Source organism: Novosphingobium sp. HNCC26DJ243 (genome assembly GCF_057180545.1).
This window is the reverse complement of sequence record NZ_JBXUGN010000001.1, coordinates 742946-758832: the sequence shown is the minus strand read 5'-3', so window position 1 is coordinate 758832 and position 15887 is coordinate 742946. Positions and strand designations below refer to the sequence as shown.

Genomic DNA, 15887 nt, shown 5'->3' with positions numbered 1-15887 from the left:
TAAATTACTTATCAGAGTAAGACTCTGGCAACCCCATGCACTGCTTGTGGCAGCATTGTCCGCAACAGGGTTTGTCACAAAGTGCCGGGGTTCCTTTACAGACTTCATCGCAGCCGGGCGGGCAGCGTGCTTCCCCTTGCGGCTGCAAGCGTGCCTGTGATCATCGCGTTGATCGGTGGCGGGGTCGACATGAGCCGCGTCTACAAGGCGCGCAACCGGCTCCAATCGGCCTGCGATGCGGGCACGCTGGCAGGCAGGCGCGCGGTCAGCACCAACGGGTACGACGCGACCGCAAAGACGCAGGCCGAAACCTTCTTCAACACCAACTTCGTCGAAGATGACATTGGCGCGAGCGGCACCAGCTTCGTCACCACATCGTCCGACAGCGGTAATCTCGTCACCGGCACCGCCTCGACCTCGGTCGATACGGCGGTGATGGGCATGATCGGCGTGGACAGCATCGACGTATCAGTCGCCTGCAGCGCCACGATGGGGGTCGGCAACAGCGACATCACGATGGTGCTCGACACGACCGGTTCGATGGGAAGTACGTTGTCTGGCACATCGACGACGCGCATCCAGGCGCTGCGCAGCGCGATGAAGAATTTCTATACAACGGTGAACACGGCAACCCAGGGCTCCAACGCGCGCGTGCGATACTCGTTCGTGCCTTACAGTTCTTCGGTCAATGTCGGGCGGCTGATCTACAATCTCGATCCCGATTATCTCGTCGACGAATGGCCGATCCAGTCGCGCGAAGCGGTGTTCAACACTATCACGGAGCGCACCTTCGTCGGCTGGTCCTCGCCGGTCTACACCAGTTCGCAAACTTACAGCACCGAGTCGGTGGGAAGTACCGCGCAGTACACTTCGACAAATTACAATTCGCTGTCGTCCTGCAACACAGCGCGTCCCGCAAACAGTGATTGGGCCAACAACGGCTCGGCCACGACCAGCAACAGCACCACGACCAACGGAGCGGGCCAGCAGGTCGTCACCACGCAGACAGCGCAGCCGCAGCGCAAGACGACGTACGTCTGCCAGCAGCAGAACAACAACCGCTACAGGGTGTACTATTACTACACGACGCGTACCTATTACACTTACGCCTATGCGACCTCCGACCCCGTATACGAAACGCGCACGCGGCAGGAGTTCAGCCACTTCGCTTACAAGCAGGTGACCTACGACGTCAGCAACCTGAAGAAGTTTCAGGCGGTGAGCGTGAAGAATGGCACGAGCGGAGCGTCTGTATCCTACACGTGGGGTGGCTGCATCGAGGAACGCGAGACCGACTCCAGCGCGACGTTCAGTTATTCGAGCCTGACCGGCATGTCGCCTTCTACGGCGATCGACCTCGATATCGATTCCGTTCCTGATGAAAGTGACAACTCGACGAAATGGGCACCGATGTGGCCCGACGTCGCCTACTATCGCACGACCACGTACAACTATAACACTTACCTGACGAACAGCGCCGAGACGACACAGGGCGCCAAGGCGTCTTCGTACTGCCCCTATCAGGCGCAGCTACTCTCGACGATGAACCAGTCGGCTTTCAACACCTACGCCGATTCGCTGGTGGCGGTGGGATCTACCTATCACGACATTGGCATGCTTTGGGGCATGCGCCTCAGTTCTCCCGAGGGCCCCTGGAGCGAGACCGTCAACGTGGCGCCTACGAACGGCGGGAAAGTCTCGCGCCACATCATCTTTATGACCGACGGAATCATGGAGCCTAGCACGACAGTCCAGTCGACTTACGGGATCGAGTGGCATGACCGTCGCGTCACCGATGATGGCTCTTCGAACCAAGCAGCGCGGCACACCGCCCGCTTCCGCGCCCTGTGCGATGCCGCGAAAGCAAAGGGCTTCCGCGTCTGGGTCATTGCCTTTGCTTCGGGCATGACGACCGATCTCAGCTACTGCGCGTCCGACAACAGTTCGTACACTGCCACGAGCGCGACGCAGCTGAACACCGCGTTTCAGGAGATTGCCAAAAACGTTGGCGAACTGCGGGTCTATCAATGATTGTGGCGCGCCACGCCTCAGGCTGCCGCGCCGCGGTCGGCGCGCTGATCGCCGACCGGTCGGGGGTGACCGTGATCGAGTTCGCGCTCGTGGCTCCGGTGTTTCTCATGCTGATCATCGGCTGCCTTGATCTGGGGCAGATGGTCTACGCGGTCGGCGTGCTCGATGGTGCTGTCGAGAAGGCTGCGCGCGATTCCACGCTGGAGACCGGAGACACGACAGCGGCCGACGCCAAGGTCGAAGCTGTGATCCGACAGGTTCTGCCGGGCGCGGATATTTCCTCGACCCGCCGCAGCTATTACGAGTTTTCGGATATCGAGCGGCCCGAGCGCTGGAATGATGCAAACAACGACGGGACCTGCTCGACCGGCGAAAACTATGTCGATGAAAATGGCAGTGGCGATTGGGACTCCGACGTCGGCTCGACCGGTAACGGTGGGGCAAACGATGTCGTGATGTACACCGTCACCGTCCGCTATGATCCGATCTTCCAGGTCCCGCTCGTCCCGATCGACTGGAGCCGTCGCGAGATCGCCTCGACTGCCGTTCGCCGCAACCAGCCCTTCGCGACGCAAGACTCGCCCGGATCGCAGTCGGGCACATGCTGAAGGGTTATCGCACTCGTGCCGCCGGACTGGCGCGCTGTCTCGCGGATTGCTCATCGGGGGTGTCGGTGGTCGAGTTCGCACTGGTCATGCCGATCATCCTGTCGATCGGGCTTTACGGGGTTGAAGTGGCCTATCTAACCACGGTCGACATGAAATTGAGCGAGATCGCGCTGACGCTGGCCGACAATGCCTCGCGACTTGGCCAGACCGACAACAGCGCAGTCACACCGACAGTGACCGAAGACGACATCAATGAGGTCATGCTCGGCGCGCAGGCGCAGGGCGAGACCATCGATATCGCGGCTAAGGGGCGGATCATCCTGACCAGCCTCGAGAAGGACACTGCCACCGGCAAGCAGTACATCCACTGGCAGCGCTGCTACGGCCAGCTTGCGCGCCAATCAGCCTATGGCAACGCGACCACGCGCAACGGGCTGAATGGTACGGCGATTACCGGCCTGGGTCAGGGTGCGACCAAGGTTACGGCAACGAGCGCGAGCACGCCGGTCATGTTCGTCGAGATCTATTATTCCTACAGCGGTCTGGTAGGCGACCTCTATGTGTCCGACCGCGTGCTCAAGAAGGAAGGCGCCTATCTCGTGCGCGACGAGCGCAACCTGACGCCAGGTGTCACCGGCACCGGCGGGCTATACCCCTGTTGACCGTCAGCCTCAGGGCTTCTGAGCGAACCAGATGACGTGGGTGACGCCGCGGTCCTTGCCGATCTCCGGCACGATGACCTCGTCCACGTCGAAGCCGCAATCCTGCAGTCGCCTGGCAAATGCCTGATCCGGCTCTGCCGACCAGACGGCAAGGATTCCTCCGTGACGCAGGGCCGCCATTGCCGCGTGCAAGCCATCGCGATGATAGAGCTCGTCGTTGACTTCGCGCGTCAGGCCGTCGGGACCATTGTCGACATCGAGCAGGATGGCATCGTAGCCCTCGCGTGCGGAGTCGATCAATAGCGCCACATCGTCCTGCACAAGGAGGACGCGAGGATCATCGAGGCATCCGGCGGTCAGGTTGATCATCGGACCTCGGGCCCACTCGATGATCTCGGGCACGATCTCGGCAACAGTGACGACCGCGTCGGCAGGCAGATCAGCCAGCGCGGCGCGCAAGGTGAAGCCCATTCCGTAACCGCCAATTAGCCACTCCTGGCCGCTGCGCGTGCCGAGCCTGCTCGCAGTCATCGTCGCCAGCGCCTCTTCGGAACCGCTGGCGCGCGTGCTCATCAGCTCGGTGCGTTCGAGCAGGATGGTGAATTCGTCGCCCGACTGCATCAGGCGTATTTCAACGCCGTTGGGGACGTGGGCTGTGCCGATCCATTCGTGATCGAGCAACTCTGTGGTGTCTGTAATCGCCCGTACTACTTCTTGCGGGCCTTGCGCGCGGCATAGCGCGCATCGCGGGCCGCCTTGCGCTCGGCGTCGGTCATTTCGGGCTTGATCGCTGCCTGTGCGGCCTCGGCCAGTTCCTGCTTGCGGGCAAGCTCGGCTTCGCGGGCGGCGGCGCGCTCGGCTTCGAGAGCCTTGCGCTTTTCGGCTTGTGCGGCTTCGCGGGCCGCAGCCTTGGCGGCGGCTTCAGCCAGCGCTGCCGGATCGGGCGCGGGCTTTGCCTTCAGCTTGGCGAGCGCTTTTTCGCGCGCAGCCTGTGCTGCAGCGATGCGATCGTTGAACCCTGGTTCCTTGTATCCTGCCATCTGTCCGTACTCTAAAACCTGAAACTGAAAGGAAATCGCAGCATGCAGCGAGCATGCTGGCGTGCAACAGCTGGAAGGACTGGAAACAGGCGAAAGCGCCCGACTTCGTCACTGACGACCATGCCAGTGCGCCCCTAGCACGGCTTTGCCCTGCCTGACCAGACCAACGCGCATCTTGGTCCATGTGTCCCGGTGTGCATGGGTTGGGCGCCAACCCTGACTTCCGAGACCTTGCGTCAGGCCGCCGTTGCGAATGGATCGGGCAGGTGCGGCAGAATTTTGTCGAGCGTCATCGGGAAGCTGCGCACGCGCACGCCGCAAGCGTTGTAGATAGCGTTGGCGATCGCACCGGCGGCACCGCAGATGCCAAGTTCCCCGACGCCCTTTGCCTGCAACGGGCTGGCCGGGGCGTCACGCTCCTCCTCGAGAAGGATTACCTCGAGCGCGGGCACATCAGCATGGACCGGCACATGGTATTCGGCCAGATCATGATTGACGAGGTGACCATCGCGCACGTCGAAAGCCAGTTCCTCGGTCAGAGCCGACCCGATGCCCCAGACCATGCCGCCAAGGCACTGTGACCGTGCGGTCTTTGCATTGAGCACGCGCCCGAAGCCGAAAGCGCCCGTCATTCGCCTGACGCGCGTTTCGCCCGTAAATGCGTTGACGGCGACTTCGGCAAAGAACGCTCCGTGGCTGGCCTGCGCATAGTCCCTCGTGGTCTTTCCGGGCTTGATCGAGCCGATCTCGGCAATGTCCTTGCCACCCAGCAGGACTTCCAACGGTGCTGACTTGCCAGCCCCGCTGGCCACGCCATCTTTGAGGGAAAGCTCTGCTTCTTCGCACGCGAGCGCCTTGGCGAGCTTCTTGCAGATGACCTCGCAGGCGCGCATCACGGCCGAGCCGGTGGAAATCGCGCCGAAACTGCCGCCCGATCCTGCGCCTGCGGGCAGGCTGGTATCCCCAAGAACGACTTTTACCCGGTCGATAGGCAACCCGAGCATCTCGCCGGCAATCTGGCCGAGAATGGCATAAGATCCGGTGCCGATGTCGGTCTGGTCGGTTTCAACAAGCGCCGTGCCGTCTGCCTTCAGTGTCACGCGGGCTTCGGCAGGGACAAGGACGTTGACGCGCGCGGCGCTGGCAACGCCCATGCCAAGCCACCAGTCGCCGTCGCGCGTCTGGCAGGGTAATTTCTCGCGACGGTCCCAGCCGAATGCCTGCGCCCCCTGATCGAGCGCTTCGATCAGCATGCGCGATGAATAGGCGGTTCCCTTGACCGGAACCTTTGCGGGTTGATTGCGCTTGCGCAAGTCGATGGGATCGATGTCGATCTTCTCGGCCAGTTCGTCCATCGCGGCTTCGAGGACCTGCATGCCCACAGCTTCGCCGGGCGCGCGCACGGAGCCTGCGGTCATCCGGCTGATCCGCGCGACCTGCACAGAGAGCAGGCGATTTTCGCCGCCATAGAGAAATTCGGTTGCCTGCGTAACCGGCTCGGCAAAATCCTCATCGGGTAGATTGGAGACATACGCCTCGTGGCCAAGGCCTGTCAGCTTGCCATCTGCATCGCAGGCGAGACGCACGCGCTGGCGCGTTTCAGAGCGGCGCATGACGGTCTGAAAAACCTGTTGCCGGGTCATGACCACCCGGACCGGGCGGCCAAGGTGCCTGGCCGCGATCGCGGCGGCAACGGCCTCGTGCGTGATCCCGAGCTTCGAGCCGAAACCACCGCCAACATAGGGCGACAGGATACGCACCTTCTTTGACGAGATCGACAGGCTGTCGGCTATCTCCTTCACATTGTAGGAAAGCATCTGGTAGCTGCCGCGCAGGATCAGATGATCGTCCTGCCATTCGGCGATCGTCGCGTGCGGTTCCATCGCCGCACTGGCATGGCCGGGCGTGTCATACTCAACATCGATGCTGAACGCGGCCTCGGCCATTGCCTTGTCGAGGTCGCCGCCCTTGACCGGCTTGCTGTCAGACGGCGTCTCGACCTTCGCGTCCGGGCTTTCAGGATCCAGTGGTACGGGGTCGGAGGGCTGCTCGTACTCGACCTTCAATGCAAGCGCCGCATCGCGGGCCTGCTCGAAACGTTCGGCAACCACCAGAGCGACCGGCTGGGCAAAATAGTCGACTGTGCTCACATTCTGGACAGGGGCCTTGCCTGCGGTTCCCTGCGCGGGCCGCCGCAGCATGGCTTCGTCCGCGTAGACCGCCAGAACGCCTGGCAGGGCCAGAACGGATTCCTTGTCGATCGCGGCGACCTTGCCTTGCGAGATCGACGACAGGACGAGCACGCCTTCAACACAATCCGGGATCTTCCATTCGGCGGCATAGGTCGCCGTGCCGCTGACTTTGAGCGGCCCTTCGGGGCGGTCGAGCGGCTTTCCGATCACGCCCTGCTGGGTATGGTCGAGCAGATTGCGCTCGTCAGGGGTGTTGTACATGTCCGAAAAGGAGAGGCGCATGATGTCAGCCCTTCGTAGCTTCATGGAGAGTCGCGGCGAGGGCACGACGGGTCAGCGGGATCTTGAAATCGTTCTCGCCAAAGCCGCGAGCATCGCGCAGCAAGACGTCGGCGGCCTTGTCGAACAGGGCGGGGGACGGCACCTCGCCGACGAGCACTTCCTCCACCGCGCGATCGCGCCAGGGAACCGTGCCCAGACTGCCGAATGCCAGCGCGCAACGGCCGATCTGGTTGCCGTCCATGGCCAGGTCCAGCGCAACCGACACAAGCGCAAAGGCATAGGACGCCCGGTCACGCACCTTGCGGTAAATCTGGATGCCTCCGGTCGGCGCAGGCAGAGTGACAGCCGTGATGAGATCGCCCCGCTCAAGCACATTGTCGCGCGAAGGATGGTCACCTGGTTGTCGGTGAAAGCTGCCGAGCGGAATTGCGCGGGAGCCTTTTACCCCGGTCACCTGAACAACCGCGTCCAGCGCCAGCATGGCGACGGCCATGTCGCCTGGATAGGTAGCGATGCAAGCTTCGCTCGTGCCGAGCACGGCATGGATCCGGTTGAAGCCTTCCCGCGCCGCACACCCGGTGCCCGGCTCGCGCTTGTTGCACGTCTGCGTGGTGTCGTAGAAATAGCCGCAGCGCGTGCGTTGGCACAAATTGCCGCCGGTCGTAGCGCGATTGCGCAATTGCGGACTGGCTCCGGCCAGAATCGCCTTGGACAGGAGTGGCCACGACCGGCGCACGCGCGCATCGGCAGCGCAATCGGCATTGCTGACCAGCGCGCCGATGCGCAGGGTCTCTCCTTCTTCTGCAATGATGTCGAGCCCGGTTCGGCGGATCGAGACGAGGCTGTCAGGCGTTGCGACCTGCAGCTTCATCAGATCGACGAGGTTGGTACCCCCGGCGATTGCGGCGGCACCTTGGGAAAGATGCTCGCGCGCCTCTTCGCCGGATTGCGCTTGGGCCAGCGTAAACGGCCTCATGCGCCTGTCCCCGAGCCGATGCCTTCGCTTGCGATCACGTCCTCGATTGCGGCGATGATATTGGAGTAGGCGCCGCATCGACACAGGTTGCCGCTCATTCGCTCGCGCAGTTCTTCGCGCGAGATCGTCGGGCGTGCTTCGACATCCTCGGTCACCGCGCTGGGCCAGCCTTCTGCGATCTCCTGCATCAACGCCTTGGCCGAGCAGATCTGACCCGGCGTGCAGTAACCGCACTGGAAGCCATCGTGGGTTACGAACGCTCTCTGCAGCGCCGACAGGCTTTCTGCCGTGCCGACAGATTCGATCGTCTCGATGTTATCGCCCTCGTGCAACTGAGCGAGCGACAGGCACGAGTTTATGCGACGACCCTCGACCAGCACGGTGCAGGCACCGCACTGTCCGTGGTCACAACCCTTCTTCGAGCCGGTGAGGCCAAGATCATCGCGAAGCCAGTCGAGCAAGGTGCGACGTGTGTCGTCAGGGAGCGGATGGTTTCTGCCGTTTACGCAGGCATAAGTCTGAGCCGTAGCCATGTCCCGTTGCGCACCTCGTTGTGGGATTTCCCAATCCGAACGTGCGAGGCGCTGCATTGATCCGGCAGCGACACCATTTCAGCGGGCCAGCGGGGCTAAGGGCAAGGATCGTCGCCTTTGCGGCAGACATCGGCCAAGGCCCAGCCTCCACCGAGCGTTTGATAGAGCGAAACAAATGCGTTGAGCCGATCGATGCGGGTCTGCACCAGTGCAAGTTCCGCGCTGAGCAATCCGCGCTGGGCATCGAGCTGTTCCAGATAGGGTGAATAGCCAGCACGATAGCGGTTGGTGGCATTGTTAAGTGCGGCGGTGAGCGCTTGCCGCTGGGTTTCAAGTGCGACCTGTTGCTGTCCGGTGCGCGTCACGCTGGCCAAGCTGTCCTCGACCTCGCGGAAGGCGACCAGCGCGGTCTTGCGATAGGCAAACGCTGCTTGGTCGCGCCGGGCTGCTGCGACATCCTGTTGCGCTTCCAGACGGCCGCCGCTGAATAGCGGGGCGAGCACGCTGCCACCAAGCGCGAAAACCCCCACCGGATTGCCCAGAGCCGACGAAAGGACAACGCCTGCCGATCCGGTCAGCGTGATGTTGGGCAGGAAGGCGGCGCGCGCGGAGTCGAGCGAGCGATCCGTCGCAACCAGCGTCTGCTCGGCCTGAAAGACGTCGGGCCGGCGGCGCAGGACGTCGGCCGGCAAGCCGTCAGGGATGGCGGGCGCGGCGAGCCGATCGATCGAGACGCCGCGCGGAATTGCGCCCGGATTTTCGCCGAGCAGGAGCGACAGCGCATTTTCCTGTCGCGTAATCGCGAGCTCAGCCTGCGCGATGAGTTGCTGGCTGGCCGCGTATTCGGCCTCGGCCTGATGCAGTTCGAGCGCCGAGGTGTAGCCTGTCTCGGCGCGGCGGCGGGCAATGCGCAGAGCCTCCGCACGACCCAAGGCGGTTGCGCGCGCGATAGCGAGGCGCTGGTCCAGTCCGCGCAGCGTGATGTAGCCCGCAGCCACGCTGCTGACGAGCGCCAGCCTGACCGTGTCGCGGGCAGCTGCGGTCGCCAGCAACTGCGCCTGGGCCGCGCGGCTGGCGAGTTTCAGGCGCCCGAACAGGTCGAGATCGTAGCTGACCTGGAGCGATGGCTGCGTGCTGATGGTGTCTGAGGCGGTGCCGAAGGGGCTGAGCGCCTGCCCGCCGGTGATAGGATCGACCGCACCGATCTGCGGCAAAAGTTGCGCGCGAGCGAGCCGGAATTGTGCGCGCGCCTCTTCGATCCGCGCGGCGGCGGCGGCAAGGTCAGGGTTGTTGGCGAGTGCCCTTGCCTCGAGCTGCCCCAGCACCGGATCGCCAAAGCCGATCCACCATGCCGCGTCGATCGCCGGGCCGGTGCCGCTCTGGCCATTGCGCCAGTTGGCCGGGATCTCGATTGCGGCGCTGGCAGGCGAGGCAGGGCGAGGTCCTGCACATCCGGCCAGGACGGCACAGAGCAGGGGCCCTGCCAGGACGAGGCGACGCATCAGTTGCCCGCTCCGCTGGTGTCAACCTGGGCCTGAACCGACATGCCCGGCCGTAGCCGCGCGCTCAGCGCCTGTCCCCTGTCGATGCGGATGCGCACGGCGATGCGCTGCGGCACCTTGGTGAAGTTGCCAGTGGCATTATCCGACTTGAGCACCGCGAATTCCGATCCGGCCGCTGGCGAAATCTGTTCGACATGGCCAAGCAGGCGCGCTCCTCCAAGACCGTCGACGGTGAAGCTGGCAGGCTGGCCAACGCGGATGCGCGCGGTCTGGGCTTCCTTGAAGTTGGCGATGACCCAGGTTTCGGGTGGCACGAGAAACAGCAGTTGCGAGCCTGCGGTAACGTACTGTCCGGTCCGCACGCCGACTTCGCTGAGGCGTCCGGCTTCAGGCGCGCGGATGATCGTGTTCGACAGGTCGATCCGGGCAAGTTCAAGCGCCGCATTGGCACCGGAGACCCCGGCCTTCTGACCGCCGCGCCCGACTTCTACGGTACGAATGTCCTGCCGTGCGATTTCGCGCGCGGCCCGGGCCTGCAGCACGGCTGCCTGGGCCTGACGAAGCGCGGCCAGGGTCTGGTCGCGCTCACGCAGCGAGACAGATCCGTCGCTGGTTAGATCGTTGACACGGGCCATGTCGGCCTGCGCGCGCTGCAGTTGCGCTTCGGCCCCGGCAACGGCCGCATCCTGAGCGGAAAAACTTGCGGCGCGACTGCGCGCGGCCTGGTCTGCATTGGCGAGGGTCGCCTGCTGCGCCTCCACTTGCGCGCCGGCCTGCTCCACCCGCTGGCGAAAGATGCGGTCATCGATTCGCACCAGCGGCTGGCCTGCCTTCACCGTCTCGAAATCGCGCACGAAGACTTCGGCGACATAGCCCGAAAGCTGCGGGGCGATCACGGTCGTGCGCCCGCGGACAAAGGCGTTGTCGGTCGATACGACCGCGCTGGCAAAGGGTGGCAGACGCCACGCAGCAAGCACGGCAAGAACCCCGGCGAGCGCGACCAGTATGATCACGATCGTCACGGTCCGGTTTTCGCGCTTGGGTTTCCAGCCCGATCCCGCTGGTGTCGCGGGCGCAGGGGGAGGCGCAGCCGACGCATCCACTACGGGCGTCGAATCCTCGGCTTCCAGTTCGCGTGCACGCGCGTCCGTGATCGGGGTCGAAGTGACGGGATTGCTCGTCTGGCTCATGCGGCACGCTCCATCCGGCGCTCACGCAAGCGCCGTCGCAGGAAAATGAATAGAAGGTAGGTGAAGGTCCCCGCCGAGAGCAGGGCGATCAACTGAAATACGTCATTGTAGGCCAATACGTTCGCCTCGCGGCTGGTCGCCTGCGAGAGCAGGGCGCCGCCTTCGGCCTGACGCAGGGCGGGATCGGTGACGCTGCGCGATACCGCGCCCGCGCCGATCTGGATGCGCTGGGCGACGATCGGGTCGGTGGGATCAATTGTCTGGACCAGTTCGGTGCTGTGGGCCTTTTCGCGCATCTGCTGGTAGCTGCCGAGCAGCGCCGCGCCGCCAAGGCCACCCAGCGAATTGACGATGCCGAACAGCGCGAGGAAGCTGATGACGTGCCCCGAACCTTGGGTGAGCGCGCGGCTCATGCCGAACAGCAGCGCAGGGCCGAAGAAAAGTGTGGCCGAGAACGCGATGATTGCCTGGGTGAGGTAAAGCTGCGGCGCGCGTGTCAGGCTGGTGGAACCCGAGTCCAGCCATGCCGCTACGGCCACCAGACCAATCGCGAGAATCACGGGCTGGGTGAGTTTGGAAAGATCGAGCGTGATAGCGCTGATCAGCACTCCGGCGATCGAGGCGATGAATATGATCGTGAAGAACAGACCAAGCTGATCATTGTTCTGGCCGAACAGCGTCAGCATGCCGACTGCTGCGGTGTTCTGCTCGGACAGGACAATGCGCGCCATGATCGTGACGATCGAGAAGCGCAGGATGTCGGCGCTGCCTAACCAGCGGGTGTTGATCAACGGGTTGCTGCGCCCGTGCTCGAGGATGAGTGCAGCTGCCAGCAGGGGAATGGCAGCAACGAGTGCCCAGCCTATCCACGCAGCGTTGGTCCACCACACGATCCTGCCGAGGCCGAGAACAGCCGCGATCAGCGCCATCGACACGGCGAACAGAACGAAAGTCACGAAGTCGAGAGGTTCGAATGCCTTCTGGCGGATGGTTGGGGGCAGGCGGAGCAGTGCCACGCAAGCGAGCGAAAGTAGGGCGAGCCCGAGTTCGAACAGGTAGAGCGCTCGCCATTGCGACATGGCGAGCAGTTCGGGTGAGAACAGATGCGCCAGTGGCGTCGTGCATTGTGGAATGCCGATACCGATGACCAGTGCCTTCAGCCGCCATTGTGCCGGGAGCGCCTGCATCATGTAGTAGAGGCCGAGCGTGGTCAGCGCTGCACCCGCCATGCCGCTCGCGGCGCGCACGAAGATGGCCGAGGTGAAATCGAGCACGAACAGGTGGGCGAATGTCAGAACAGCATAGATGAAGAGGAAGATCATCGCGAAGGGGCGCAGGCCGAATTGCTGACGGAACTTTATCAGCAGAAGATTGATGCTGATGTTTGTCATCACATAGACGGTGGGGAGCCAGGCAATCTGTTGAGGATCGAGGCCCAATGCACCCTGCAGCGCCGCGGTGTTTCCTGCGATCAGGGCATTGCCGAGGCCACCCGTCAAACCGAGCAGGACCGCAATTGCGCCATAGGCTATCCGACGGAACAGGGGATGATCGGGCGACCCGGGCGACCCCGGAATTGCGGGCACTTCGTGCGGGGCAAACGTCCACTCTTCCTCGCTGAGGAATCGCCGCAGCCGTTCAACCGCCTGTTTCATGCCCCTCGCAACTCCAAGAGGCACCCCAGGCGCCCGGCATGATAAAGTTTTGCATGCGCTCCGGTTCCGGAACACCGAGCCCGCACTTCCGGAAACGACCGCAAGGGCGTTTCTGAACCTGGTGGCGCGCCTTACAAGACAAAGGCGATGACTGGGAAGTCAGGTTTTCACTGGCTTCTCGAGCAGAGGGATTCCAGGATGGTTCGGCTGGCCGGGAGTGGGACATTCCTGCCACTCTCTCCAGCCGCGCCGAACGACGGCTTTGTGCGGCAACGGACGAGAGCGCATCGGTCGTTCGTTGTCTTGCACATCGCAGGCCCTTTCTCTCCGGTGTTGAGGTTTCCGGCACTCCAGCGGCGTTTCGCCGAGGGTTTGGCCGCGCGAACCTTACTTTCAGTACAATCTTGCATCAAATCGTCGATAAAGAACGAAATCTTGCTTCGCCGGTCGAGGACCTTGAATTGCGGCTCCACAGCTCTCGCGTGAAGATAATGCAGATCAGCTTGCGCGAAGGTCCCGTGCGCCGCTCAATCTTTTAGTTCTGTTCTTTGTACCTCGCTCAGTGCTTGGCAGGGCGAAAGAGCTTCGCAAGCATCTCTGAAAGTTCGATGCGCCACAACGCCCATTCATGGGAATAGTTAGGAACCTCCTTGAATTCCGCCTTTATACCCTTTTCGGCGAACAGCGCCTGAAGGGTCCTCTGCTGCGGAGCCAGGCGGTCGTTCTCGCCTACCATGAGCGCGAACATGCGCATTTTGCTGACGGTTGCGGCCGTCAGGTCGGGCAGGACAACCGGCACCTTTGCCGGATCGATGGCCATGGGTAGCCTGTAATGTGAAGGAATCTGCGGATCGGTCGGAGCAGTACTGTCAATCCCGAGACCCGGCATGATCATGTAGCCGCCACTCATGCTTTCCACCCAGTCAAAGGTGCCGGGATGACGGAAGGCTGCCCACACCGCATGTGCGCCTCCCATGGAAAGGCCTGCTACGGCCCTGTTGATGCTGCCCTTCTGCGTCCGGAACCTCTTGTCGATAAACGGCACCAAGTCGGTAACTAGGCTGTCGGGAAAGTCCATGTTCAGGAACGAGCCCTGGGGTTCGAACTCCTCGATGTAATCCTGCGATGCCGTCTGCGTGGCGTTTCCGTTGGGAAACACGACGATCATCGGCAGGATCTTTCCCTCTGCGGCAAGATTGTCGAGGATCTGGGGTGCGCGGCCGTTGCCGAGCCACGAATCCTCGTCTCCCATCCCGCCATGCAGCAGGTAGAGAACGGGGTAGCGCTTGTTGCCGCCTTCGTACCCCGGAGGCGTATAGATCGTTGCACGCCGGACTTTGCCGAGCTTGGGCGAGTTGTACCACATCGCCGACAAGCTGCCGTGCGGCACGGGCTTGACCGCGTAAAGCGAAGATCGGGGCCCCGGCACGATGAATGTATTCGAGATCATCGCGGCATCGCGCTTGGTATGCGAGTTGCCCGGATCGAGGACCTGAACGCCATCGACATACATGTTGTACGCGTACATTTCCGGTCCCAGCGGATCGGACGTCCCGGACCAGACACCGTCGGCGCCCTTCGACAACTTGATCGTGACCGGTTTGTAGGGATCAGGAAAGCCGCCGCGAACCTCGATGCTGGAGGCGATCGGGGCATAGATCCGGAAAGTAACGCGCCCGTCTTGCCCGATGGTCGGGGAAACGGCCGCGGGTGCAAAGGGTGACCGTGCGGCAGGAGCAGGCCTGCTGCTCTGCGATGAAGGCTGCTGCGCCGCGACCAAACCTGCCCCCGGAAACAAGGCTGCGCATCCTAAAATTGCCGTAACGATATACCGCATGCCTTCTCTCCTATTTTGCCAATCATATTTGCATGTAATGATGCATATATCAACGAACGCGATAGGCGCGCTTTGCATGATCTGCAATTTATACCTTTATTTGCAATATCTACGCAATTCGAAGCTAGAAATGAGAACGGCCCCTCGATCGGGGGGCCGTTCTTTTTGTGGTTTGCTTGGTAAAAATACTTGGCCCAATCACGGCTTTACCGCCGGCGGATCTGGCGGAGGCAATGGCGTTGATTGCCAGGACACGATTTGCCAGACGCCACCCTGCCTGGCGAAGACGCCAGTTGTCCGGACCCAGTCGATCTGTCCACCGCCAAGTCTGATGCCGAGCACGGCGTGCGTGACGGCAGCGTCGCGATAGAGACTGAGGGTTGGCTCCGATCGTTCGAAGGACAACCAATAAGACTGTCCTGCCACATCCGATTCCAGACCCGATCGGCTCCGCTGGTCTCCGTTCTCATAGATGAAGACCGCGTCACTCGCAAAGCTCGCGCGGATGCTGGACGTATCACCCGTGACCCGTGCCTGGAGAAACTTGTTCTCGAGGCTCAAGATTGCCCGCTCATCGGCCGCGCTCGCATCTTGCGCAAGAGCAGCAACAGGCTGGAGCATTGCCAGTACTGCTGCCAGTAAAAGGGGTCTGACCGGAGATTTGGACACGCTTATTTCCTGTCGTCAAAGAGATGATATCTGATCACTTGCCGGAAACCGGCGTCGGTCCGACGAAATGCCCGGCCGAGGACTGCCAGGACACCTGTCGCCATGCGCCCGCCTGGTTGACATAGACGCCCGTTGCCCGGACCGTTTCGGTTCGCTTGTCGACAAGCTTCACCGAAAGAAGCGCGTGCGTGACGGCTAGGTCGCCGTAAAGCTGGAATTGCTGTTCGGATTTCGACCAACTGAGCCATGGCCGCTCGGCAACCATCTTGAGCACTTCGGCCTTGTTCTGGATGCGGCCGGAACTGTGCATGTAAATGGCTTCCGGCGCGAAGCTCGCCTCGTGGGCGGAGGTGTCGGTGCTGACACGCGCCTGCAGAAGCCGGTGCTCGAGCTCAAGTACTACACTCCTTGCAGCGTGGGCAGCAGTTCCGTCCGCCCGCGATGACGACTTTGCCGTGAGCGACTGGGGCAGGGACAGGGCAAGCGCAAAGATGGAGAAGATTGCGATGTTTCTCAAAGCACTCACCGTTCACCTTCCTCTCGGGACGCACCATCTTGGTTCGGACGAAAAGTAAAATTCTGGAAACCAAGCAAAACAAGTTTGATTGACCGGCCGCGGGGTGCCGCTCAGTGGTTACGCTTTACATTCAGCCAAACGCAATTTCGACGCGCAAATTTCACTCACGCATCTTTCAAGGCATATGTGCATG

The 15887-nt window shown here is 62.3% G+C and carries 14 protein-coding genes; 3 read left to right on the top strand and 11 right to left on the bottom strand.

Annotated features, from left to right (window positions below):
- Window positions 1-81: 81 nt before the first annotated feature.
- Genes AC2A04_RS03615 through AC2A04_RS03605 form a run of 3 tightly spaced genes read left to right on the top strand, consistent with a single transcriptional unit; the run spans window position 82 to window position 3301 of the window.
- Entirely contained in the window at window positions 82-2031 is a 1950-nt protein-coding gene (locus tag AC2A04_RS03615; protein ID WP_484210948.1) for a TadE/TadG family type IV pilus assembly protein, read from the top strand.
- A complete protein-coding gene (locus tag AC2A04_RS03610) occupies window positions 2028-2639 on the top strand; it encodes a TadE/TadG family type IV pilus assembly protein (RefSeq protein ID WP_484210947.1) in 612 nt (203 codons plus the stop codon). Before AC2A04_RS03615 ends, AC2A04_RS03610 begins: the two co-directional genes overlap by 4 nt.
- The gene (locus AC2A04_RS03605) at window positions 2633-3301 is read left to right on the top strand and encodes a TadE/TadG family type IV pilus assembly protein (RefSeq protein ID WP_484210946.1); all 669 of its coding nucleotides are present in this window, start codon (window positions 2633-2635) and stop codon (window positions 3299-3301) included. Before AC2A04_RS03610 ends, AC2A04_RS03605 begins: the two co-directional genes overlap by 7 nt.
- Window positions 3302-3310: 9 nt before the next feature.
- Here AC2A04_RS03605 and AC2A04_RS03600 read toward each other — a convergent pair whose 3' ends face one another.
- From AC2A04_RS03600 to AC2A04_RS03550, 11 genes are all read right to left on the bottom strand, one after another.
- A complete protein-coding gene (locus tag AC2A04_RS03600) occupies window positions 3311-3922 on the bottom strand; it encodes a spermine/spermidine synthase domain-containing protein (RefSeq protein ID WP_484210945.1) in 612 nt (203 codons plus the stop codon).
- An 86-nt stretch (window positions 3923-4008) separates the two neighbouring features.
- Window positions 4009-4341 carry a DUF6481 family protein gene (locus AC2A04_RS03595; protein ID WP_484210944.1) on the bottom strand — a complete coding sequence of 111 codons (333 nt, stop codon included), beginning with the start codon at window positions 4339-4341 and terminating at the stop codon, window positions 4009-4011.
- Window positions 4342-4577: 236 nt separating this feature from the next.
- Complete coding sequence (locus AC2A04_RS03590; RefSeq protein WP_484210943.1) at window positions 4578-6815, bottom strand: molybdopterin cofactor-binding domain-containing protein; 2238 nt, start codon at window positions 6813-6815, stop codon at window positions 4578-4580.
- Between the two features lie 4 nt (window positions 6816-6819).
- Entirely contained in the window at window positions 6820-7791 is a 972-nt protein-coding gene (locus tag AC2A04_RS03585) for an FAD binding domain-containing protein (protein ID WP_484210942.1), read from the bottom strand.
- Window positions 7788-8324 carry a 2Fe-2S iron-sulfur cluster-binding protein gene (locus AC2A04_RS03580; RefSeq protein ID WP_484210941.1) on the bottom strand — a complete coding sequence of 179 codons (537 nt, stop codon included), beginning with the start codon at window positions 8322-8324 and terminating at the stop codon, window positions 7788-7790. Before AC2A04_RS03580 ends, AC2A04_RS03585 begins: the two co-directional genes overlap by 4 nt.
- Window positions 8325-8419: 95 nt before the next feature.
- Window positions 8420-9826 (bottom strand): efflux transporter outer membrane subunit, encoded by a 1407-nt coding sequence (locus tag AC2A04_RS03575; protein WP_484210940.1) that lies wholly within the window; start codon window positions 9824-9826, stop codon window positions 8420-8422.
- Window positions 9826-11016: an HlyD family secretion protein gene (locus AC2A04_RS03570; RefSeq protein WP_484210939.1), complete on the bottom strand. Its 1191-nt coding sequence runs from the start codon at window positions 11014-11016 to the stop codon at window positions 9826-9828. Before AC2A04_RS03570 ends, AC2A04_RS03575 begins: the two co-directional genes overlap by 1 nt.
- A complete protein-coding gene (locus AC2A04_RS03565) occupies window positions 11013-12671 on the bottom strand; it encodes an efflux MFS transporter permease (protein ID WP_484210938.1) in 1659 nt (552 codons plus the stop codon). Before AC2A04_RS03565 ends, AC2A04_RS03570 begins: the two co-directional genes overlap by 4 nt.
- 559 nt (window positions 12672-13230) lie before the next feature.
- Window positions 13231-14586: an esterase gene (locus AC2A04_RS03560; RefSeq protein WP_484211677.1), complete on the bottom strand. Its 1356-nt coding sequence runs from the start codon at window positions 14584-14586 to the stop codon at window positions 13231-13233.
- Window positions 14587-14706: 120 nt separating this feature from the next.
- On the bottom strand, window positions 14707-15177 hold the full coding sequence (locus AC2A04_RS03555) for a nuclear transport factor 2 family protein (protein WP_484210937.1): 471 nt from the start codon (window positions 15175-15177) through the stop codon (window positions 14707-14709).
- Between the two features lie 34 nt (window positions 15178-15211).
- The gene (locus AC2A04_RS03550) at window positions 15212-15703 is read right to left on the bottom strand and encodes a nuclear transport factor 2 family protein (protein WP_484210936.1); all 492 of its coding nucleotides are present in this window, start codon (window positions 15701-15703) and stop codon (window positions 15212-15214) included.
- Window positions 15704-15887 lie beyond the last annotated feature (184 nt).

What these genes read in the sequence shown, in the direction of transcription:
- AC2A04_RS03610 (WP_484210947.1), top strand. Translation starts at nt 2,028, where the DNA reads ATGATTGTGGCGCGCCACGCCTCAGGCTGCCGCGCCGCGGTCGGCGCG.
- AC2A04_RS03605 (WP_484210946.1), top strand. Translation starts at nt 2,633, where the DNA reads ATGCTGAAGGGTTATCGCACTCGTGCCGCCGGACTGGCGCGCTGTCTC.
- AC2A04_RS03600 (WP_484210945.1), bottom strand. Translation starts at nt 3,922, where the DNA reads ATGCAGTCGGGCGACGAATTCACCATCCTGCTCGAACGCACCGAGCTG.
- AC2A04_RS03595 (WP_484210944.1), bottom strand. Translation starts at nt 4,341, where the DNA reads ATGGCAGGATACAAGGAACCAGGGTTCAACGATCGCATCGCTGCAGCA.
- AC2A04_RS03590 (WP_484210943.1), bottom strand. Translation starts at nt 6,815, where the DNA reads ATGCGCCTCTCCTTTTCGGACATGTACAACACCCCTGACGAGCGCAAT.
- AC2A04_RS03585 (WP_484210942.1), bottom strand. Translation starts at nt 7,791, where the DNA reads ATGAGGCCGTTTACGCTGGCCCAAGCGCAATCCGGCGAAGAGGCGCGC.
- AC2A04_RS03580 (WP_484210941.1), bottom strand. Translation starts at nt 8,324, where the DNA reads ATGGCTACGGCTCAGACTTATGCCTGCGTAAACGGCAGAAACCATCCG.
- AC2A04_RS03575 (WP_484210940.1), bottom strand. Translation starts at nt 9,826, where the DNA reads ATGCGTCGCCTCGTCCTGGCAGGGCCCCTGCTCTGTGCCGTCCTGGCC.
- AC2A04_RS03570 (WP_484210939.1), bottom strand. Translation starts at nt 11,016, where the DNA reads ATGAGCCAGACGAGCAATCCCGTCACTTCGACCCCGATCACGGACGCG.
- AC2A04_RS03565 (WP_484210938.1), bottom strand. Translation starts at nt 12,671, where the DNA reads ATGAAACAGGCGGTTGAACGGCTGCGGCGATTCCTCAGCGAGGAAGAG.
- AC2A04_RS03560 (WP_484211677.1), bottom strand. Translation starts at nt 14,586, where the DNA reads ATGCAAAGCGCGCCTATCGCGTTCGTTGATATATGCATCATTACATGC.